Raw genomic sequence first — 19,035 nt, 5'->3', positions numbered from 1 at the left:
ACGTTTGCGTAGGTTACGGTGACGTAGGAAGGACATTAGTCCCGGAAAGATCCAGAGAGGTTGCCCATGACCGTTCTTGCCGAGCGCTCGACACCCGGCCCGAAGCCCGACTTCGAACCAGAGCCACGCACCAGAGCCGAACTCGTGACCTTCGCGCTCGTCGTCGGGCTCCCCCTGGTCGCGATCGCGGCGGCGGTCCCCTTCGCCTGGGGATGGGGTCTCGGCTGGACCGACATCGCCATCGCCGGCGTCTTCTACGTGGTCTCCGGGCTCGGCGTGACCGTCGGGCTGCACCGCTACTTCACGCACGGCTCCTTCAAGGCCAAGCGGCCGCTCAAGATCGCTCTGGGCGTCGCCGGCAGCCTCTCGCTGGAGATGTCCGTGCTCGACTGGGTGGCGACGCACCGCAAGCACCACAAGTTCTCCGACAAGGAGGGCGACCCGCACTCCCCCTGGCGCTTCGGGCCCGGCTTCAGGTCGATGTCCAAGGGCCTGCTCTACGCCCACATGGGCTGGCTGTTCGACGCCGAGCGCACCAACCGCGAGAAGTACGCCCCCGACCTGGTCAAGGACCCGGACGTGATGAGGCTGCACCGGTGGTTCGGCGCGCTGGCCCTCACCTCGATCGTGCTGCCCGCCGTCATCGGCGGCCTGGTCACCTGGTCCTGGCAGGGCGCGCTGACCGCCTTCTTCTGGGGCACGCTGGTCCGCATCGGCCTGCTGCACCACGTCACCTGGTCGATCAACTCGATCTGCCACGTGTTCGGCGAGGAGGAGTTCCAGGTCCGCGACAAGTCGCGCAACGTCTGGTGGCTGGCCATCCCGTCCTTCGGCGAGTCCTGGCACAACCTGCACCACTCCGACCCGACCTGCGCCAGGCACGGCGCGCTGAAGGGCCAGATCGACATCAGCGCGGCCATCATCCGGCTCTTCGAGAAGCTCGGCTGGGCCCACGACGTCCGCTGGCCGTCGCCGGAGAGGCTGGCGGCGAAGCGGATTGTCTGATATTTCGACGGCGGTGGCCGGTGATCCGCCTGTCACCGCCATTATGGGAACCGTGACCGAATCCCGTTCGCGCAGGCGCATGACCGGTAGAGAGCGCAGAGAGCAACTGATCCTGATCAGTCGCACGCTGTTCGCCGAGAAGGGGTTCGACGGGACCTCGATAGAGGAGATCGCCGCGACGGCGCAGGTTTCCAAGCCGGTGGTCTACGAGCACTTCGGCGGCAAGGAAGGCGTCTACGCCGTGGTCGTCGACCGGGAGATGCAGAAGCTCCTGAGCATGATCACCGAGGCGCTCTCCGCCAGCCACGCCCTCGTCAAGCTGGAGCGCGCCGCCCTGGCGCTGCTGCGCTACATCGAGGAGAGCAGCGAGGGCTTCCGCATCCTGGTCCGCGACTCCCACGCGGCCTCCGGCACCGGCACGTTCGCCAGCCTCATCAGCGAGATCGCCAGCCAGGTGGAGGACGTGCTGGCCGACGAGTTCGCGGAGCGCGGCTACGAGCCGAAGCTGGCGCCGATGTACGCGCAGATGCTCGTCGGCATGGTGGCGCTGACCGGCCAGTGGTGGCTCGACGCGCGCAAGCCGGCCCGCGAGGAGGTCGCGGCCCACCTGGTCAACCTGGCCTGGAACGGTCTGACCGGGCTGAACCCGCAGCCGGCGCTCTCCGCGACCACCCGCCAGCAGGTGCCGGCCAAGCCGCGCGCCGGCGACAAGGAGCTGCGCGAGCTGGAGAAGGCGCGCGAGAAGGAGCTGAAGGAGGCCGAGAAGGCCCGCCAGCGCGAGCTGCGCGAGGCGGAGAAGGCCAGGCTCCGCGAGCTCAAGGAGCGCGAGCGCCAGCTCAAGGAGGCCGAGAAGGAGCGCGAGAAGGTCCTCAAGGAGGCCGAGAAGGCCCGCGAGCGCGAGGAGCGGCTGCGCCAGCGCGAGGCCCGGCTGGCCGAGCGCGCCGCCCGGCTGGGGCAGGGCGAACCACCCGAATAAGTCGTTGCGGGAGAGTTAACGTCCCGTTCAACCTAAGTGGGCATATTTCAGATATGTCCGTTGAGCCACTCCCGCCCGACCACGACCTGCCCCTTCCGCAAGAGCGGTTCCTCAACCGCGAGGAGAGCTGGCTGCAGTTCAACGAACGGGTCCTGGAGCTGGCCGAGGACCCGTCGCTGCCGCTGCTGGAGCGGGTCCGCTTCCTGTCCATCTTCGCCAGCAACCTGGACGAGTTCTTCCGCGTACGGGTCGCGGGCCTGAAGCGCCGCATGGCCACCGGCCTGCTGCTGCGCACCAAGAGCGGGCTCAAGCCGAGCGAGGAGCTGGCCAGGATCGCCACCGTGGCCGACGCGCTCGCCAAACGGCACGCCGCGGCCTTCCACGAGCAGATCCGCCCGCGGCTCGCCGCCGAGGGCATCGAGATCGTCCGCTGGGACGAGCTGGGCCGCGAGGAGCGCACGGAGCTGCGCAAGCTCTTCAGGGAGCGGATCAGGCCGGTACTGACGCCGCTGGCCGTCGATCCCGCGCATCCGTTCCCGTACATCTCGGGTCTGAGCCTCAACCTGGCCGTCGTGGTGCGGAACCCGTCCAACGACCACACCGTGTTCGCCAGGGTCAAGGTGCCCTCGCAGCTGCCGCGGCTGGTCCAGCCGTCACCGAACCGGTTCGTGCCGCTGGAGGACGTGATCGCGGCCCACCTGGGGCAGCTGTTCAAGGGCATGGAGATCGTCCAGCACCACGTCTTCCGGGTGACCAGGAACGAGGACCTGGAGGTCGACGAGGACGTCACCGAGAACCTCATGCAGGCGCTGGAGAAGGAGCTGCGCCGCCGCAGGTTCGGGCCGCCGGTGCGGCTGGAGGTCGAGGACACGATCTCCCAGGAGGTGCTCGACCTGCTGGTGGAGGAGCTGGAGCTCGATCCGCACGAGATCTACCGGATCCCCGGGCCGCTGGACATGACCGGCCTGAACGTGATCGCGGACCTGGACCGCGGTGAGCTCGCCTACCGCCCTTTCGTGCCGGCCGAGGCGATCGGCGCCGCCGATGACGTCTTCGCGGTGCTGCGCGAGCGCGACGTGCTGCTGCACCACCCGTACGACTCGTTCGCCACCAGCGTGCAGCGCTTCATCGAGGCGGCCTCCGCCGACCCGCGCGTGCTGGCGATCAAGCAGACCCTCTACCGGACCAGCGGCGAGTCCCCGATCGTGGACGCGCTCATCGACGCGGCCGAGGCCGGCAAGCAGGTCGTGGTGGTCGTGGAGATCAAGGCCAGGTTCGACGAGCACGCGAACATCTCCTGGGCGCGCAAGCTGGAGCGGGCCGGCTGCCACGTGGTCTACGGCGTGGTGGGGCTCAAGACCCACTGCAAGCTGGCGCTGGTGGTGCGGCAGGAGCCGTCGGGCGAGCTGCGCCGCTACTGCCACATCGGCACCGGCAACTACAACCCCAAGACGGCCAGGCAGTACGAGGACTTCGGCCTGCTCACCGCGGACCCGCTGGTCGGCGAGGACGTCACGGACCTGTTCATCCACCTGACCGGCTACTCCCACCACTCGGCCTACCGGCGGCTGCTGGTCGCCCCGCACTCGCTGCGCGGCGGGCTGCTGGCCAGGATCGAGCGGGAGATCGCCCACCAGCGGGCGGGCCGCCCCGCGCGGATCAGGATCAAGACGAACTCGCTGGTGGACGAGCCGATCATCGACGCGCTCTACCGCGCCTCGCGCGCCGGCGTGCCGATCGACCTGTGGGTGCGCGGCGTGTGCACGCTGCGCCCAGGCATCCCGGGCCTGTCGGAGACCATCCGGGTGCGGTCGGTGCTGGGCCGGTTCCTGGAGCACTCCCGGGTGTACGAGTTCGGCCTGGGCAGGCGGCCGGAGGTGTGGATCGGCAGCGCCGACCTGATGCGCCGCAACCTGGACCGCCGGGTGGAGGCCCTGGTCAAGGTGACCGCGCAGCAGCACAAGGCGTACCTCGTGGACCTGATGGACCGGGTGATGGCCGACACGACGAACACCTGGTGGCTGAACGGCGACGGGAACTGGGTCCGCCACCCGGGCGAGGACCTGCAGAGCCGCATGATCGGGATGCGCCGCTGGAGGAGTGTTGACGACTGACCCGCTCCGCGCCGCCGGAGCCGTGATCTGGCGCGGCGAGGAGAGCCGCCCCGAGGTCGCCCTCGTCCACCGCCCCCGCTACGACGACTGGACCTTCCCCAAGGGGAAGCTGAAGTCCGGCGAGCACGTGATCGCCGCCGCGCTGCGCGAGGTGCGCGAGGAGACCGGGCTGACCGTGGCGCTCGACCGCGCCCTGCCGCCCGTGCACTACCTGCACGGGACCCGGCTCAAGCGGGTGGACTACTGGGCGGGCCGGGTGGCGGAGGAGGGCCCGTTCGTCGCCGGCGACGAGGTCGACGAGCTGCGCTGGCTCCCCGTGGACCGGGCCCGCGAGCTGCTGACCTACGAGTGGGACGCGGGCCTGCTGCGCGCGCTGTCGGCCGCGCCGCTCGCCACCGTCCCCCTGGTGCTGGTACGGCACGCCTCCGCCGGGTCGCGCCAGACCTGGCAGGGCGCGGACTCGCTGCGCCCGCTCGACGCCGAGGGGCTGGCCCAGGCGGCGGCGCTGGCCACCGTGCTGCCCGCGTACCGGCCCGCCGTCCTGCTCAGCTCGCCCAGTCTCAGGTGCGTCCAGACGCTCGCGCCGTACAGCTCGCACCTGCGGCTGGAGCCGCTGCTCAGCGAGGAGGGGCAGGACCCGCGCAAGACCACCGCCCTGGTCGGCGAGCTGACGGAGCGCGCGGCCGTGTGCAGCCACGGCAAGGTGCTGCCCCCTCTCATCGCCGCGCTCAGCGGCAGGGACGTGCGCCTGCGCAAGGGCGCGTTCGCGGTGCTGCACCGGGTGGGCGAGCGGGTGGTCTGCGCGGAGCGGTACGGGCTATAGCACCTTCTCGACGCCGGCCATGGTCTCCGACCAGACGCGGGGGAAGTCCTCGTGCGCCCGCTCGGCGGCGGCGCGCTCCAGCCCGGCCAGGACGCCGTAGGTGAAGGTGTCCTCGCCCGCCCGGCGCGCGGCCCCCGCCTCCTCGGCCAGCGTCTCCTGGGCGACGACCCCGTCCTGGTGGGCGCCGAGCACCTCCTGCACGTCCTCGGCCAGCTTGGCCAGCGTGCCCATGCGCTTGCCGAGCGTGTCGCGCAGCGCCTCGGCGGTGTAGCGGGCGCGCTTGGCCGCCTTGCGCACGTCGTGCATGGCGATCTCGCGCTGCTCGGGGTCGTCGATGGCCTGGGCGGTCTCGTACGCCTTCGTCACCCGGTTCCAGTTGGCTGCGGCGACGTCGGCGAGCCGCGTCTCGGCCGGGTCGGCCGCGGCCTTGCCCAGCTCGGGCTCGGACACCAGCGCGTCGAGGGCGTCGAGCAGGGCGTAGTAGCGCTCGCCGCCGAGCGTCTCCCTGATCGTGTCGTAGCCTCCCCGCTCGCGCCTGAGCAGGTCGTCGCCGAGCCGGGCCCGGACGGGGCCGACGACCAGCTCGGGCGGGAGCCCGGCCAGCTCGCGGGCGAACCTGGCCCTGATCACCTCCAGGTCGCGGACCTCGCCCAGCACGCCGCCGAGCCAGCGCAGCTCGTCCTGGATCTCGCTGGTGTTCCTGACGACGGGTTTGAACGCCTTGAGCGCGCTGCGGAGCCTGCGGGCGGCGACGCGCATCTGGTGCACCGCGTCCTCCTCCTCGCGGCGCACCCGGGGGTCCTGGGAGAGGAGGGCCGTCACCTGACCGGACAGGTAGGCCATGACGGTGTGGCCCGCGGTTCCCGGTTCGAGTCCGGCGTGGGGGGCGGGCGGCGGGTCGAGGAGCTTGGCCAGCTTGCTGGTGGCCGGCGACGGCGTGGCGCCCGCCTTCCTGAGCCGCTTGCCGGTCTTGGCCAGCAGCTTCTCGTCGCCCTCCAGCAGCTCCGCCTCGACCTCGCGCCAGCGCATCACCGCCGGCGGGTCCGTGCCGTACACCGTGCCCTTGACCCGGTCGTCGGCGATCTCCACCAGCTTGCGGTCGCCGTCCTTGAGCAGGGTGACGCTTCTGCGGGTGTCGAGCTCGGCCACCACGCCCAGCTCGGCGCCCCGGGTGTAGGCGCGCACCAGCTCGGCCAGCTCGGCCGGGACGACCTTGGTGCTGCGGGTCAGCGGGATCGCGATCTCCTGCCGCACCCCTTTGGCCTTGGGCAGCTTCAGGTGCCAGCCGGGGTCGGCGCCGCCGCGCCTGCGTCTGAGAGTGACGCCGCGCCTGGCCAGCCGCAGGTCGGGGGTGTCGTAGTAGAGGGCGACGAGTTGGAAGCTCTTCGGGCCGACGACCTCGGCCAGGCCGCTCAGGTCAGGCAGCTGGTAATCGGCGGTGACGTCGAACTTGTCCTCGATCTCGATGCCCACGACACCTCACAAAAAGGTCGGATTTCGGACAATAATGCCACTCTACGCAGGCTCGTCACATGGCCTGAAGCAGCTCGATCCTGTTCCCTACCGGATCTTCGACGTACACCCTCCGGAAGCCCGGGAACAGGTCGTCGGGCACCGCGCCGGGGAGCTGGGCCACGAGCGCGTCCAGATCGTCCACCAGGAACGCCGGGTGCGCCTTGCGCGGCGGGCGGAAGTCCTCCTCCATCCCGAGATGGACCTCCAGGCCGGGGCCGCGGAACCAGACGCCGCCCCGCTTGGCCAGCTCCGGCGGCTTCGGCACCTCACGCAGGCCGAGGATCCCGGCGTAGAACGCCCTCAGCTCGGGTTCGCTGCCGGGCGGCGCGGCGAGCAGGACGTGGTGCAGGCCAGTGATCATTTCTGCGCCACCACGAAGATCCGGCGGAACGGGAACGGCGTCCCGTACGACCCTGCCGGGTAGGCCCGCGCCAGCCGTTCGGCCAGCTCGGCCGTGAACCGCGCGCGCTCGCGGTCGTCCAGCCGGTCGAGCACGGGCCGCAGCGCGGTGCCGGAGACCCAGCCGAGCACCGGGTCCTCCCCCTCCAGCACGTGCACGTACGTGGTCTCCCAGGCGTCCACCCGGCAGCCGAAGCCGCTCAGCAGGTCCAGATATTCGACCGCGTCGCCGACGGGCCTGCCCCGATCGAGGTCGCCGAGCCGGTCCACCCAGCCGGGGGACGCGCACAGCTCGCGGATGGCGGCGTGGCTCGGGGCGTCGTAGTTGCCCGGCACCTGGAAGGCCAGCCAGCCTCCGGGGCTCAGCGCGTCCACCCACCGCTCGACGACGACGCGGTGCTCGGGCACCCACTGGAGGGCGGCGTTGGAGACGATCACGTCGACCGGCCTGTCAGGGTGCCAGGTGGCCACGTCGGCGACGGCGAAGGAGACCCCGCCGCCCAGCTCCCGCGCCTTGGCGATCATGGCAGGCGAGGAGTCGAAGCCCAGCACCTCCGCCCCGGGCCAGCGCCGGCCCAGCTCGGTGGTCAGCTCGCCGCTGCCGCATCCGGCGTCCACCACATATGCCGGGCTCTCGGCCCGTACTCTGGCCACGAGATCGAAGAACGGGCGCGACCGTTCGTCGCCGTAGCGGGCGTACGTGTCAGGGTCCCACATATCTCTTGACATAGAGATAATTGATATCGAGCTATTTATCTCGATGTCAAGACAGTACACTCGGGGCCATGACGGAAGCGCAGGACGAGGTCGACCGGCTCGTCGCGGCGTGGCGGGCGGAGCGGCCCGACCTCGACGTCGAGCCGCTGCAGGTGCTCTCGCGGATCTCCCGCCTGGCCAAGCACCTCGACCGGGCCAGGCGCGCGGCGTTCGCCGAGCACGGGCTGGAGCCCTGGGAGTTCGACGTGCTCACCGCGCTGCGGCGGGCCGGACAGCCCTACGAGCTGAGCCCCGGCGCGCTGCTGCGCGCCACCCTGGTCACCTCCGGCACCATGACCAACCGCATAGACCGCCTCGCCCAGGCGGGTCTCGTACGGCGCCGCCCCGACCCCGAGGACCGCCGCGGCGTCCTGGTCTCCCTGACCGACGCCGGGCTCGCCCGCGTCGACGCCGCCTTCACCGACCTGATCAGGCGCGAGCACACGCTGCTCAGCAGTCTGGAAGCGGACCAGCAACACGCCCTGGCCGGGCTGCTGCGCACGATGCTGGCGCCCTTCGACACCTGATCGCGGGGTCAGTGCTCGGGCCGCAGCGACGAGCCGACGTACATGGCGGCGAGCATGGTGAACAGGTAGGCCTGCAGGAACTGGATGAAGATCTCGAACGCCGTCAGCACGATCGTCATGGCCACCCCGAGCACGCCCACGGCGAAACCCGGCAGGGTCGGCCGCTCGATCAGGAACCAGAACCCGACGGCGCTGAAGAACGCCAGCAGCGTGTGCCCGGCGAACATGTTCGCGAGCAGCCGCACGGCATGCGTGAACGGCGCGGTCACGAAGAAGTAGACCAGCTCCAGCGGCGCGTACAGGACGATCGCCAGGGCCCTGGGCAGCCCCGGCGGGAACATCATGCCCTTGAGGTAACGGAACACCCCGTGCCGGGTGAAGGCCACATACAGCTTGACCAGGTAGACGGCGATCGCCAGCACCCACGGGAACGACGCCCGCGCGGTCACGGGGAACTGGAGCAGCGGGACGACCGCCAGCAGGTTCCAGACCAGGATCAGCAGGAAGAGGCTGAGCAGCAGCGGCATCCAGCGGTCGGCGTCCCGGCCCAAAAACGGCCTGGCTATCTGGTCGCGCACGAACAGGTAGACGTACTCGCCCACGTTCTGCACCCCGCGCGGCACCAGCTTGGGCCGGGAGTAGGCCGCCCAGGCGAACGCGCACACCGCCAGCGCGCCGAGTACGGCGAGCAGCACCGGCTTGGTCACCCACCCCTGCCACAGCGCGGGGAACTCGAACAGGTCGTCCGGGGACGGCGCACGAAAGTCGGGGGCGGCGGCCATGCATGCTCCTTCGAGGACAACCGGGTACGGTGTACCTAGTTTTCCAGCCCGGTACGGTGTACGCAATATGGAAAACGTGTGGATGCGGCCCGAGCGGCCCGCTCGGGGGCCTCGACCCGGCTTCAGCAGGGCCCAGCTCACCGAGGCCGCGCTGCGGGTCGCCGACGCCGAAGGGCTCGACGCGATCTCGATGCGCCGCCTCGCCGCCGAGATCGGCTCCGGCACGATGTCGCTCTACCGGTACGTCTCCGGCAAGGACGATGTGATCGACCTGATGGTCGACGCCGTCTCGGCGGAGTTCCTCCCGCCTGACGTCCCCAGCGGCGACTGGCGGGCCGACCTGCGCGCCCTGGCCATCCAGGGCCGCCAGGCGATGCACCGGCACCCGTGGATGGCCCGGGTGACCGCCACCCGGCAGTCCAGCGGCCCCAACGGCGTGCGGACCTTCGAGCGCGCCCTGTCCGTGGTCGACGGGCTGGGCCTGAGCATCGACGTCATGCTCGCCCTGGTGGGGTCGGTGTTCGCCTACGTCAACGGGTACGTGGCCGCGGAGATGGGCGAGCTGGAGGCCCGGCGGCGCACCGGCCTGGACGTGCAGCAGTGGATGGCGCGCCAGGCCCCCTATCTGGAGACGCTGCTCAAGAGCGGCGACCACCCGTTGTTCGCCCGGGTGGTCGCCGAGAGCGGGCGTGAGCTCGCCGACCCGGACGAGCGCTTCGCGTACGGCCTGGACCGCCTGCTCGACGGCATCGCCGCGGCGCTCCCTGGCGGCTAGTCACCGAGGCGGTCGGCGGTCTCCAGCCATTCGGCCTCGACGGTCTCCTTCTGGGCCAGCAGGTCGCGGAGTCGCGCGTCGAGGTCGCCGAGCTTCTCGTAGTCGCCGGCCGCGCCGGCCATCTCGGCGTGCAGCTTGGCCTCCTGGCCGGCCAGCTTGTCGAGCTGCCGCTCCAGGCGGTTGAGCTCCTTGCGCAGCTCCCGCTCCTCCTTGGCCGACAGCCCCTGGGGCGCCGCGGGGGCGGACGGCTCGGGCCGGGCCTCCGGCTGGGCCGCCACCCGGGCCGTCTGCGCGGTGCCGGCGGCGCGCCGCTCCAGGTACTCGTCCACACCGCCGGGCAGGAGCGACAGCCTGCCGTCGCCGAGCAGGGCCACGCTGCGGTCGGTCACCCGCTCCAGGAAGTAGCGGTCGTGGGAGACCAGGATCAGCGTGCCGGGCCAGCCGTCGAGCAGGTCTTCGAGCTCGTTGAGCGTCTCGATGTCGAGGTCGTTGGTGGGCTCGTCGAGCAGCAGCACGTTGGGGTCGTCCATGAGCAGCCTGAGCAGCTGCAGGCGGCGCCGCTCGCCGCCCGACAGGTCGCCGACCACCTTCCACTGCGCCTCGCCCTTGAAGCCGAGGCGCTCCAGCAACTGGGAGGCGGTCCACTCCTTCTTGCCGACCTGGACGTACTTGCGGATCTCCTCGACCGTCTCCAGCACCCGCCGGGTGGGGTCGAGCTCCGCCAGCTCCTGCGACAGGTGGGCGAGGCGGACCGTCCGGCCCTCGACGACGCGGCCGGAGTCGGGGGCGACGGTGCCGGCGAGCAGGCGCAGCACCGACGACTTGCCGGAGCCGTTGACGCCGATCAGCCCGACCCGGTCGCCCGGGCCGAACTGCCACGTGCAGCGGTCGAGCACCTTCGGGCCGGCGCCGGGGCCGCCCGCGTGGAGGGTGACGTCTTCGAGGTCGTAGACGGTCTTGCCGAGCCGGGCGCTGGCGAACTTCAGCAGCTCGACGGTCTCGCGCGGCGGCGGCTCGTTCGCGATCAGCGCCTGGGCCGCGTCCACCCGGAACTTGGGCTTGGACGTGCGGGCGGGCGGGCCGCGGCGCAGCCAGGCGATCTCCTTGCGCATGAGGTTCTGGCGGCGCTCCTCGGCGGCCTGGGCGACGCGCGCCCGCTCGGCCTTGGCCAGCACGTAGGCGGCGTAACCGCCCTCGTAGCGCTCGACGCGGCCGTCGACGACCTCCCAGGTGCGGGTGGAGACGGCGTCGAGGAACCAGCGGTCGTGCGTCACCACGACCAGCGCGCTCCTGCGGCCGGACAGGTGGCCGGCCAGCCAGGCGATGGCCTCGATGTCGAGGTGGTTGGTGGGCTCGTCGAGCATGATCAGGTCGTGCTCGACGATGAGCAGCCGGGCCAGCGCGGTGCGCCTGCGCTCGCCGCCGGACAGGTCGCCCGCCTTGGAGTCGAGGTCGAGGTCGCCGATCAGGTTTCCGAGGATCTCGCGGACGCGCTGGTCGCCGGCCCATTCGTGCTCGGCCATGTCGCCCAGGACGAGGTCGCGCACGGTCATGCCGGGGTCGAGCGGGTCCTGCTGGGAGAGGAAGCCGACGCGCAGGCCGCGGGTGTGGGTGACGCGGCCGCTGTCGGGGCTCACGCCGCCCTCGATCACGCGGAGCAGGGTCGTCTTGCCGCCGCCGTTGCGGCCCACCACGCCGATGCGCTCGCCGTCCTCGATGCCGAGGGAGACGTCGGAGAGCAGCGGCTTGGGCCCGTAGGCGTGGGAGACCGACTCGAGATTGACCAGATTCATCGCATCCCCAGGGTATCGGCTCGCGACGAGCACACCACCCGGCGCGGGACGGACGTCGGGTGAGTTCGCGGGCGCGGGTCAGACGAGGGTGGCGCCCGGGGCGGGGCCTTCGGCGACGACGGCGGCGCGGGTGCCGGGGGTGGTGGCGAGCGCGCGGGCCAGCTCCGCGGCGTGCGCGGCGTCACCGGCGAGGAAGGCGCAGGTCGCGCCGGAGCCGGAGACGATCGCGCCCAGGGCTCCCGCGTCGCGACCGGCGCGCAGGGTGTCGGCCAGCGGCGGGTGGAGCGCGAGCGCGGCCGGCTCCAGGTCGTTGGCGAGGCGGCGGCCCAGCTCGGCGGCGTCGCCGTCGCGCAGCGCCGCCAGGAGCGCCGGGTCGGGCCGGGGCTCGGGGACGGGCGAGCCCTCCCTGAGGCGGTCGCACTCCTTGTAGACGTGGGCAGTGCTGAGCCCGGTGTCGGCGACCGCGAACACCCAGTGGAAGGGGCCGCCGACGGGCAGCGGGGCCAGGCGCTCGCCGCGCCCCGTGCCGAGCGCGGTGCCGCCCATCAGCGAGAACGGCACGTCGCTGCCCAGCTCGGCGCCGATCTCCATCAGCTCCTCGCGGGGCAGGCCGAGCCCCCACAGCTCGTCGCAGGCGACCAGCGCGGCGGCCGCGTCGGCGCTGCCGCCCGCCATACCGCCCGCCACCGGGATCGTCTTGTGGATGACGAGCTCGGCACCCCGATCGAGGCCCGCCCGCGCGGCCAGCGCACGGGCCGCGCGGACCGCCAGGTTGCCGTCGTGCAGCGGCACCTCGGCCGCCCAGCCGCCGGTCACCGAGACCGTGATCGAGCGGGCCTCCCTGGCCACCACCTCGTCGAAGATCGACACGGCGTGGAAGACGTTGACCAGGTCGTGGAAGCCGTCCTCCCGCAGCGGGCCGACGGAGAGCTGCACGTTCACCTTCGCGGGCACCCGTACGGTCACCGAGCTCATCAGATCTTCTGCCACTTCCGTCGCTGCGAGGGTCGAGGACACTCGATCGTATCCGCGCCCGCACACTCCGCGTACCGGACGCGATGCGCGCACCGACGGGACGGCGCTCAGCCGGCGACCGCCACGGCGTCCACCTCGAACAGCATGTCGGGCAGGGCGAGCGCGGCCACTCCGATCAGCGACTGCGTGGGCGGCAGCTCACCCCAGATCTCCCGTACGGTCTCCAAGAGGATGTCGAGCTTGCCCGCGTCGTGGCCGACGATGTACGTCCGGATCTGGACGACGTGGCCGTAGTCCGAGCCGGCCGCGGCGAGCGCGGTGCCGAGGTTCGCGAACGACTGCCTGACCTGCTCGGCGAAGTCGCCGGAGGTGACGTGGCCGTCGGGCCCGGAGGCGTACTGGCCGGCGATGAGGACGAGGTCCCCGGAGGCTCGTGCGATGTGGCTGTAACCGAAACCGGTGGGGTCGTGCAGCGTGCCGGGGTTGATGATGGTGGGTTTCATGATCGTGTTCCTTTCTGGATGTGCCGCGTCCGATTGACGCCGACGATGAGCGCGGCGGCCAGGGCCAGCCCTGAGGCCACCCACAGGACACCGGCGACGGCGACCCCGTCAGCGGTGAACCCGCCGAGCACGGCGCCGAAGGCGATGGACAGGTTGAAGGCCGCCACGAACAGCGACGACGCCGATTCGGTCATCTCGGGCGCGGCCTTGAGCATCCAGGTCTGCAGTGTCACCGACACCCCGCCGTAGGCCAGTCCCCAGACGACGAGCAGGACGGTGCCCGCGAACGGGCCCCCGGTCAGCGCGAACAGAGCAGTGGCCGCGGACAGGACGGCGGCGATCAGGACGAGCGTGCCGCGCAGGTGCGCGCGCACCCGGTGGCCGGCGAGGAAGTTGCCGACGACGCCCGCCAGCCCGTACGCCATCAGCAACGCGCCGATCCACCCGTCGTCGATCCCGGCGAGGTCGTGCAGCAGGGGGCGGGCGAAGGTGTAGGCGGCGAAGTGCCCGGTGATCAGCAGGGCGGTGACGATCACGCCGATCCGCACACCCGTGTTCGCGCGCAGCAGGGCGGGCAGGTCGGGCAGGCCGATCGTGCGCTGCGCCGGCAGGCGAGGCACCAGAAGCAGCAGAGCGGCCAGCGCCGCCAGCCCCAGGATCGCGACGCCGGCGAAGCCGCCGCGCCAGCCGGTCAGCTCACCGATCAGCGTCCCGGCCGGGACGCCGAGCACGGACGCGGTGGAGACGCCACCGAAGATCACGGCGGTCGCGGCGGCGACCTGTCCGGGCGGCACCAAGCGGACCGCGAGCCCGCCCGCGATGGCCCAGAAGCCTCCGACGCTCACCCCGACAGCGAGCCGTGCCACCAGCACGACGGCGAAGTGCGGGGCGAGTGCGCAGACCAGGTTCGCCACCGCCATGAGCCCGATCAGCCCGGCCAGCATGACCTTCCGGTCCACCGTTCCGGCCCGCGCCGTGAGCAGCAGGGCGGCCAGTCCGGCGACGAGCCCGGGGACGGTGACCATCAGCCCTGCCGTGCCCGGCGAGACGTCCAGTGCCTCGCCGATCGGTGTGAGCAGGCCCACGGGAAGCAGCTCCGAGGTCATCAACACGAAGATCCCCAGCGTCACCGCCGAAACCGCTGACCACCCTTGCACCTTTTCCTTTATCTGGATAGGAAACATCTAGGATTTTCTCCAAAGAAAGCCGCTTCCGGGAGAGGAGCCCTCCGCCCTTTCACGAGCGCGGATTCAAGCTCGCCGGCTTCGCAGCCCCTGGCGGGTCTCGTTCGGCACGCCGGGGAACCGCGACTCGACCGTGGCCTTCACATCGGCGAGAGTCCGCGCGGCCAGCTCCGCCCGCCAGAGCAGCTCCGCCTTCCGCATGACCTGGGAGATCACACAGGTTTCCCGGTAGTCGATCCCCGGCTCGCCGTCCGGGGCGTCGCGCAGGATCTGGGCACACTGGAACGCGTCCTCCGGCCCCTCGATCGCCACCACCACGTCCAGCACAGTGATCTTCCGAGGGTCACGGGCGAGCTGGAACCCGCCACGCGGGCCCGAGACCGACGACACGATCCCCGCCCTCGCCAGCGCCTGCAACTGCTTGTTGAGGTACGCCGGAGGCAGCTTGAAGTAGTCGGCCAGGACAGCGGCCGGGACGGGGCGGCCGTCCTCGATCCACGTCAGGTTGAGGCACGTGTGCAGCGCCCACTCCACGCCCTCGCCCATCTTCATAATCCTGGATATTATGTGTCCAGGATCGCTGCCGCAACTTGAAACCAGATAGCCGCGACGACCGCCCGCCGTGAATCCTGGGGTGGAGGCCGGTCGCCGCCCGATCTGATCGACGGCGACTTCATGGAAGGAATGCGTCGTGGGTGGAGTGACGGTCATCGAGGTGCCGCAGTGGCGTGGGTCCGGGGCGGCGACGGCGGAGCGCCTGGTGGAAGGGGCCCGACTGCTGGGCGAGATGGTGCCGGCGGACAGGCGGGTGCGGGTCGAGGCGGACGACGACCTCGTGGTGACCGCGTCGCGCGTGCGGAAAGCGCTGTCGGCGGTAGGCGACGGTCTCGTGGTGACCGCGTCGCGGGCGCGGGAGGCGCCGGCGGGGAGCGGCGGCGGTTTCGTGGTGACCGTGGGCGGCGACTGCGGGGTGGAGCTGGAGCCGGTGGCGGCGGCGCGGCGCGCGTACGGAGATCGGCTGGTCGTGGTCTGGTTCGACGCGCACGGGGATCTGAACACTCCTGAGTCCTCGCCTTCGGGGGCGTTCCACGGGATGGTGCTGCGGGCGCTGGTGGACGAGGGGCCGCGAGGGCTGACCGCCGATCCCGGCGTCGATCCCCGGCGGGTGGTGCTGGCCGGGGTGCGGGAGCTCGACCCCGGCGAGGCCGCGTTCGTGGCCGAGGCCGGGGTCGGGCACGTGAGGACCGCCGACCCGGACGCGCTCGTGCAGGCGGTGACGGCCGCGGGTCCGCCAGGCGTCGGCTCCCCTGGCCGGTTCCCCTCGTCCGGTCCGCGGGACGAGGGGAACGTGCACGCGCACGGAACGACCGGCCCGCTCCCGGCAGGCTCCCGCGCGCACGACATGAATGCGGAGAAGGACCGCGACCCGGTGGTTTACGTGCACGTGGACCTCGATGTGCTGGAGCCGGAGGTGTTCGGGAGCGTGGGAAGCCCGGTGCCGGGCGGGTTCCTGCCGGAGGAACTCGTGCGCATGGTGACGGCTCTGGGCGAGCGGTTCGAGGTGGCCGGGCTCGGGATCACCGAGTATGAGCCCGGCCGGCCCGAGGATCGGGAGGTGCTGGCGCCCGTGGTGAAGGCGCTGGTCGAGGCGTGTGCCGGTCAGCCCGGACGCACCGCTCCACGGTAGACCGACCCGAAGTAGGGCGAGCGGAGGAAGCGGACGACCTTGACCACGTCGCCGGTCTTGGGGGCGTGGACCATGAGACCCGCCCGGAGGTAGAGACCGACGTGGGAGGGGTCACCCGTCCCGCCGCCGAAGAAGACCAGGTCGCCCGAGCGGAGCCGGGACAGGGGGACGCGACGCCCCTGCCGGAACTGGGTGCCGGTGTAGTGACCGAGCCGGACCCCGGCCCTTCCCCACGCGTACATGGTCAGGCCGCTGCAGTCGAAGCCGACGGTGGCGGCTCCCCTGCCGATGCCCCTGGTGGGGCCGGAGCGGGACCCGCCGCCCCAGGAGAACGGGGTGCCGACCCGCGCCAGGGCGGCGGCCGCCGCGACCTCGCCCTTGAGGCGCCTGGTGACTGTGTCCGGCTTGGAGCCGGTGTCCGGTCTGGTGGCCCTGTCCGGCTTCGTGGCGCGCCCCGCCTCGCCCAAGCCGCTCACCTCGGGCAGAGAGAGATGGCACAGGGACGGGTGGTCGAAGAAGCCGCTGCCCGGCGCGGGACACAGAGCGGTGGCGTGGGCGGGGACGGGCACGGAGACGAGCCCACCGGCGAGAGCGAGCCCCATCAGGCGGGTACGTGACTTCATGGTCGGCCTCCTCGTGATCAGGGGAGGCCAGGATCATCCGCACGGCATGCCCGCCAACGGGCCGAACGGGGTTCTGGGGAAAAGGAGGGTTATCCACAGCCGGGAGGGATGACAGCCCACACGACCCGCTCCCCCGCGTTGGTCAGCTCCGTCCCCCAACATCCGTGAGTGATGGAGTCCACCACCCACAGGCCCCTGCCGCACTGCTCCGAAAGCTCTGGCGTGCGCGGCATGGGGATGGTGGGAGCGCCGCCCGGATCCGTGACGGCCAGACGCCAGTAGCGTCGTACGCCCTTCAGGGTGAGCTCCAGACCCATCCGCACCCATGGGGCGGCGGGGACATGGAGGACGGCGTTGGTCACCAGCTCGGAGGCGATCAGAGCCAGATCGTCCAAAGCAGGATGACCCGGTCCCATCCACTCCTGGAGTTCCTTCCGGGCCAGCCCGGGGAGTCGGTGCGGCGCGGGGAAATCTCTCCGCGTCCAGATTTTGACGCCCGAGTACGGCAGCTCTTTCACGGTCACGCGCATGGTCACCTCGGAATCACGGGCGTACATCTCTCGCTCGAAGCTGTACGCACCCGGCTGCGGGTCCACGTCCTTGGGACGAGGTGGATCCCTCACAGCATGGATTCCATACCGGTGGCGCGCCGCTCTAATCAGCCGTACCGTTCCTTACAGTAAGTAGGCCACTCCACTAAGTGACCATTCCTCGCGAAAGGACGCGATATGGCGCAAGACAGAGAGGCGTGGCAGGAGTTCGCCAGGTTGCAGCGCCAATACCGGATGGAACAAGGGCTGAGCCAGGAGCGTCTCGCGGAGAAGGTGGCCTACAGCGAGAGCGCGGTGGGGCACGTCGAACGTCTCATGCGCAAGCCGACCGAGCACTACACCCGCGAGATAGAGAAGGCCCTGGGGCTTGACGGGCAGCTCATGCGACTGGTGCCGCCGATCCACGGCAACATGATGGGGCCGAGATGGTTCCGGGAATGGCCCAAAGTCGAAGCGCTCGCGCACACCATCCGGATTTGGGAGCCAATGCTCGTCCCTGGCCTACTCCAGACGGAGAGCTACGCCAGACAGGTGTTTCTCGGGGAACCAGGGGCCATCGAGGAGGAAGCCCAGAAGGCCATCCGCTTCCGCTTGCACAGGCAGGCTGTATTCGCACAGTCCCGTCCTCCTCTGTACTCAGCCTTGATCGACGAGAGCGTCCTTCATCGCCCCGTAGGCGGGAGGGAGGTGATGCGAGAGCAGTTGGGCAAGATTCTCGAGGTGCTTAATCCTCCGTACATCACGGTAAGGATCGTGCCTCTCGCAGCGGGGCTCACGATTGGCTGCCTCGGCGCCTTCGAAGTAGCCACCCTCCAGGAAGGAGGACCGGATCACGCCTACCTGGAGAGCGCGGAGGAGGGGCGAGTAACGAATCGCGCGACAACAGCACAAACGCTTATGGTGCGGTGGGAAGCCCTCTCCAGCATGGCGAACCCCGTGGACAAAAGTCGGGAAACGATTCGGGAGGTGATGTTGAGTTATGGCTGACGCAGGTGGTCTGGCAGTGGGTGTGTGGACCAAAGCCAAGGCATCCGGGGGAAACGGCGGGAGCTGTGTCGAGGTGATGCGGCGACCCGATGACAGCGTCCTGCTCCGGGACACCAAGGACCAGGGCAAGGGACCCGTGCTGGCCTTCGGGCCGGACGAGTGGCGGGCTTTCCTGGACGGGGTGTCCAAGGGGGAGTTCGACCTCCCCTGAGCCGATCAGGGCTTGTGTTCCGCGATGCGGGCGAAGGCGTGGATGTCCAGTTGCTCGCCCCGTACCGAGGGGTCCACCCCCGCCGCCCGCAGCGCCTGCTCGGCCGCCGCCGGGCTGCCCGCCCAGCCCGCGAGAGCGGCGCGGAGGGTCTTGCGGCGCTGGGCGAAGGCGGCGTCGATCACCGCGAACACCTCCTCGCGCGTGGCCGTCGTCGGCGGCGGGTCGCGGCGCACCAGCGAGACGAGGCCGGAGTCGACGTTCGGCACCGGCCAGAAGACCGTGCGGCCGACGGGACCGGCTCTGCGTACGTCGGCGTACCAGGCGGCCTTGACCGACGGGATCCCGTACACCTTGGAGCCGGGCGCGGCGGCGAGCCGGTCGGCGACCTCGGCCTGGACCATGACGAGGCCCCTCCGCAGCGAGGGCAGCACCTCCAGCAGGTGGAGCACCACCGGCACCGCCACGTTGTAGGGCAGGTTGGCCACCAGCGCCGTGGGGGTGTGGCCGGACAGGTCGTCAGGCGTGACCTTCATGGCGTCGGCCTGGATCACCGTGAGCTTGTCGGCGAGGCCCCGCTCGGCGACCGTCTTCGGCAACTGCGCCGCCAGCACCGGGTCGATCTCGACGGCCACCACGTGACGGGTCTCCGGCAGCAACGCCAGCGTGAGGGAACCGAGGCCGGGACCCACCTCGATGACCACATCGTCCGAGGTCACCCCCGCCACGCGGACGATGCGCCGGACGGTGCCGGCGTCGATCACGAAGTTCTGGCCTAGCTTTTTGGTGGGTCGCAGATCTAGCTTGTTCGCCAAAATACGTATTTCTGCTGGGCCCAGGAGCCTCATCATC

At 70.9% G+C, this 19,035-nt stretch carries 21 protein-coding genes; 9 read left to right on the top strand and 12 right to left on the bottom strand.

What is annotated here, in order from left to right; genetic code table 11:
• Positions 1-66: 66 nt before the first annotated feature.
• The 4 genes from FR742_RS00715 to FR742_RS00700 are packed head-to-tail and all read left to right on the top strand — an operon-like array spanning position 67 to position 4,918.
• Positions 67-1,005, top strand: a complete 939-nt coding sequence (locus FR742_RS00715; RefSeq protein ID WP_148029106.1) for a fatty acid desaturase — start codon at positions 67-69, stop codon at positions 1,003-1,005.
• Between the two features lie 43 nt (positions 1,006-1,048).
• Positions 1,049-1,981 carry a TetR/AcrR family transcriptional regulator gene (locus FR742_RS00710; RefSeq protein ID WP_148029105.1) on the top strand — a complete coding sequence of 311 codons (933 nt, stop codon included), beginning with the start codon at positions 1,049-1,051 and terminating at the stop codon, positions 1,979-1,981.
• 53 nt (positions 1,982-2,034) lie between these two features.
• Positions 2,035-4,095, top strand: a complete 2,061-nt coding sequence (locus FR742_RS00705; protein ID WP_148029104.1) for an RNA degradosome polyphosphate kinase — start codon at positions 2,035-2,037, stop codon at positions 4,093-4,095.
• Positions 4,085-4,918, top strand: coding sequence for an NUDIX hydrolase (locus tag FR742_RS00700; RefSeq protein ID WP_148029103.1), 834 nt, complete (start codon positions 4,085-4,087; stop codon positions 4,916-4,918). Before FR742_RS00705 ends, FR742_RS00700 begins: the two co-directional genes overlap by 11 nt.
• Here FR742_RS00700 and FR742_RS00695 read toward each other — a convergent pair.
• The 3 genes from FR742_RS00695 to FR742_RS00685 are packed head-to-tail and all read right to left on the bottom strand — an operon-like array spanning position 4,913 to position 7,549.
• On the bottom strand, positions 4,913-6,391 hold the full coding sequence (locus FR742_RS00695; RefSeq protein WP_148029102.1) for a CYTH and CHAD domain-containing protein: 1,479 nt from the start codon (positions 6,389-6,391) through the stop codon (positions 4,913-4,915). The two genes, FR742_RS00700 and FR742_RS00695, sit on opposite strands and share 6 nt — an antisense overlap.
• A 55-nt stretch (positions 6,392-6,446) precedes the next feature.
• The gene (locus FR742_RS00690; protein WP_148029101.1) at positions 6,447-6,794 is read right to left on the bottom strand and encodes a glyoxalase; all 348 of its coding nucleotides are present in this window, start codon (positions 6,792-6,794) and stop codon (positions 6,447-6,449) included.
• Positions 6,791-7,549, bottom strand: coding sequence for a trans-aconitate 2-methyltransferase (locus tag FR742_RS00685; RefSeq protein ID WP_148029100.1), 759 nt, complete (start codon positions 7,547-7,549; stop codon positions 6,791-6,793). The genes FR742_RS00690 and FR742_RS00685 overlap by 4 nt, the downstream gene beginning before the upstream one ends.
• Before the next feature lie 68 nt (positions 7,550-7,617).
• On the opposite strand from FR742_RS00685, the gene FR742_RS00680 reads away from it, so the two are divergent.
• Positions 7,618-8,115, top strand: coding sequence for a MarR family winged helix-turn-helix transcriptional regulator (locus tag FR742_RS00680; RefSeq protein WP_148029099.1), 498 nt, complete (start codon positions 7,618-7,620; stop codon positions 8,113-8,115).
• Between the two features lie 8 nt (positions 8,116-8,123).
• Here FR742_RS00680 and atpB read toward each other — a convergent pair whose 3' ends face one another.
• The gene (gene atpB / locus FR742_RS00675) at positions 8,124-8,897 is read right to left on the bottom strand and encodes a F0F1 ATP synthase subunit A (protein ID WP_148029098.1); all 774 of its coding nucleotides are present in this window, start codon (positions 8,895-8,897) and stop codon (positions 8,124-8,126) included.
• A 67-nt stretch (positions 8,898-8,964) separates the two neighbouring features.
• Between atpB and FR742_RS00670 the strand changes: the two genes are divergently transcribed.
• Positions 8,965-9,672, top strand: a complete 708-nt coding sequence (locus FR742_RS00670; RefSeq protein WP_148029097.1) for a TetR/AcrR family transcriptional regulator — start codon at positions 8,965-8,967, stop codon at positions 9,670-9,672.
• Here FR742_RS00670 and FR742_RS00665 read toward each other — a convergent pair.
• From FR742_RS00665 to FR742_RS00645, 5 genes are all read right to left on the bottom strand, one after another.
• Positions 9,669-11,465 carry an ABC-F family ATP-binding cassette domain-containing protein gene (locus tag FR742_RS00665; protein ID WP_148029096.1) on the bottom strand — a complete coding sequence of 599 codons (1,797 nt, stop codon included), beginning with the start codon at positions 11,463-11,465 and terminating at the stop codon, positions 9,669-9,671. The two genes, FR742_RS00670 and FR742_RS00665, sit on opposite strands and share 4 nt — an antisense overlap.
• Before the next feature lie 78 nt (positions 11,466-11,543).
• Positions 11,544-12,440 carry a 4-(cytidine 5'-diphospho)-2-C-methyl-D-erythritol kinase gene (locus FR742_RS00660; RefSeq protein ID WP_148029095.1) on the bottom strand — a complete coding sequence of 299 codons (897 nt, stop codon included), beginning with the start codon at positions 12,438-12,440 and terminating at the stop codon, positions 11,544-11,546.
• Between the two features lie 107 nt (positions 12,441-12,547).
• On the bottom strand, positions 12,548-12,943 hold the full coding sequence (locus FR742_RS00655; RefSeq protein WP_148029094.1) for a RidA family protein: 396 nt from the start codon (positions 12,941-12,943) through the stop codon (positions 12,548-12,550).
• Complete coding sequence (locus FR742_RS00650; RefSeq protein ID WP_148029093.1) at positions 12,940-14,127, bottom strand: MFS transporter; 1,188 nt, start codon at positions 14,125-14,127, stop codon at positions 12,940-12,942. Before FR742_RS00650 ends, FR742_RS00655 begins: the two co-directional genes overlap by 4 nt.
• A gap of 66 nt (positions 14,128-14,193) precedes the next feature.
• A complete protein-coding gene (locus tag FR742_RS00645) occupies positions 14,194-14,679 on the bottom strand; it encodes an Rrf2 family transcriptional regulator (protein ID WP_148029092.1) in 486 nt (161 codons plus the stop codon).
• Positions 14,680-14,818: 139 nt separating this feature from the next.
• Here FR742_RS00645 and FR742_RS00640 point away from each other — a divergent pair, with 139 nt between their 5' ends.
• Positions 14,819-15,814 carry an arginase family protein gene (locus FR742_RS00640; RefSeq protein ID WP_148029091.1) on the top strand — a complete coding sequence of 332 codons (996 nt, stop codon included), beginning with the start codon at positions 14,819-14,821 and terminating at the stop codon, positions 15,812-15,814.
• On the opposite strand, the gene FR742_RS00635 is transcribed toward FR742_RS00640, so the two are convergent.
• Together FR742_RS00635 and FR742_RS45015 are read right to left on the bottom strand one after the other, a co-directional pair.
• Entirely contained in the window at positions 15,787-16,437 is a 651-nt protein-coding gene (locus FR742_RS00635) for an NlpC/P60 family protein (protein ID WP_148029090.1), read from the bottom strand. The two genes, FR742_RS00640 and FR742_RS00635, sit on opposite strands and share 28 nt — an antisense overlap.
• Before the next feature lie 89 nt (positions 16,438-16,526).
• On the bottom strand, positions 16,527-16,832 hold the full coding sequence (locus FR742_RS45015) for an ATP-binding protein (protein WP_148029089.1): 306 nt from the start codon (positions 16,830-16,832) through the stop codon (positions 16,527-16,529).
• 333 nt (positions 16,833-17,165) lie between these two features.
• On the opposite strand from FR742_RS45015, the gene FR742_RS00625 reads away from it, so the two are divergent.
• Both FR742_RS00625 and FR742_RS00620 read left to right on the top strand, forming a co-directional pair.
• On the top strand, positions 17,166-17,975 hold the full coding sequence (locus FR742_RS00625) for a helix-turn-helix transcriptional regulator (RefSeq protein WP_148029088.1): 810 nt from the start codon (positions 17,166-17,168) through the stop codon (positions 17,973-17,975).
• On the top strand, positions 17,968-18,186 hold the full coding sequence (locus FR742_RS00620) for a DUF397 domain-containing protein (protein ID WP_148029087.1): 219 nt from the start codon (positions 17,968-17,970) through the stop codon (positions 18,184-18,186). The genes FR742_RS00625 and FR742_RS00620 overlap by 8 nt, the downstream gene beginning before the upstream one ends.
• A gap of 5 nt (positions 18,187-18,191) precedes the next feature.
• Here the strand turns inward: FR742_RS00620 and rsmA are convergent, their stop codons facing one another.
• The gene (gene rsmA / locus FR742_RS00615; RefSeq protein ID WP_148034254.1) at positions 18,192-19,031 is read right to left on the bottom strand and encodes a 16S rRNA (adenine(1518)-N(6)/adenine(1519)-N(6))-dimethyltransferase RsmA; all 840 of its coding nucleotides are present in this window, start codon (positions 19,029-19,031) and stop codon (positions 18,192-18,194) included.
• Positions 19,032-19,035 lie beyond the last annotated feature (4 nt).

Source organism: Nonomuraea sp. C10, from assembly GCF_008017515.1.
GTDB classification, from domain to species: domain Bacteria; phylum Actinomycetota; class Actinomycetes; order Streptosporangiales; family Streptosporangiaceae; genus Nonomuraea; species Nonomuraea ferruginea.
The sequence above is the reverse complement of the archived record's forward strand: the minus strand, read 5'-3'. Positions and strand labels throughout refer to the sequence as shown.

Bases quoted from the DNA above. Each gene is read 5' to 3' on its own strand.
- atpB (WP_148029098.1), bottom strand. From the start codon at position 8,897: ATGGCCGCCGCCCCCGACTTTCGTGCGCCGTCCCCGGACGACCTGTTC.
- FR742_RS00685 (WP_148029100.1), bottom strand. From the start codon at position 7,549: ATGTGGGACCCTGACACGTACGCCCGCTACGGCGACGAACGGTCGCGC.
- FR742_RS00715 (WP_148029106.1), top strand. From the start codon at position 67: ATGACCGTTCTTGCCGAGCGCTCGACACCCGGCCCGAAGCCCGACTTC.
- FR742_RS00670 (WP_148029097.1), top strand. From the start codon at position 8,965: ATGGAAAACGTGTGGATGCGGCCCGAGCGGCCCGCTCGGGGGCCTCGA.
- FR742_RS00705 (WP_148029104.1), top strand. From the start codon at position 2,035: ATGTCCGTTGAGCCACTCCCGCCCGACCACGACCTGCCCCTTCCGCAA.
- FR742_RS00655 (WP_148029094.1), bottom strand. From the start codon at position 12,943: ATGAAACCCACCATCATCAACCCCGGCACGCTGCACGACCCCACCGGT.
- FR742_RS00635 (WP_148029090.1), bottom strand. From the start codon at position 16,437: ATGAAGTCACGTACCCGCCTGATGGGGCTCGCTCTCGCCGGTGGGCTC.
- FR742_RS00645 (WP_148029092.1), bottom strand. From the start codon at position 14,679: ATGAAGATGGGCGAGGGCGTGGAGTGGGCGCTGCACACGTGCCTCAAC.
- FR742_RS00650 (WP_148029093.1), bottom strand. From the start codon at position 14,127: ATGTTTCCTATCCAGATAAAGGAAAAGGTGCAAGGGTGGTCAGCGGTT.
- FR742_RS00690 (WP_148029101.1), bottom strand. From the start codon at position 6,794: ATGATCACTGGCCTGCACCACGTCCTGCTCGCCGCGCCGCCCGGCAGC.
- rsmA (WP_148034254.1), bottom strand. From the start codon at position 19,031: ATGAGGCTCCTGGGCCCAGCAGAAATACGTATTTTGGCGAACAAGCTA.
- FR742_RS00620 (WP_148029087.1), top strand. From the start codon at position 17,968: ATGGCTGACGCAGGTGGTCTGGCAGTGGGTGTGTGGACCAAAGCCAAG.
- FR742_RS00665 (WP_148029096.1), bottom strand. From the start codon at position 11,465: ATGAATCTGGTCAATCTCGAGTCGGTCTCCCACGCCTACGGGCCCAAG.
- FR742_RS00660 (WP_148029095.1), bottom strand. From the start codon at position 12,440: ATGAGCTCGGTGACCGTACGGGTGCCCGCGAAGGTGAACGTGCAGCTC.
- FR742_RS00680 (WP_148029099.1), top strand. From the start codon at position 7,618: ATGACGGAAGCGCAGGACGAGGTCGACCGGCTCGTCGCGGCGTGGCGG.
- FR742_RS00625 (WP_148029088.1), top strand. From the start codon at position 17,166: ATGGCGCAAGACAGAGAGGCGTGGCAGGAGTTCGCCAGGTTGCAGCGC.
- FR742_RS00710 (WP_148029105.1), top strand. From the start codon at position 1,049: ATGGGAACCGTGACCGAATCCCGTTCGCGCAGGCGCATGACCGGTAGA.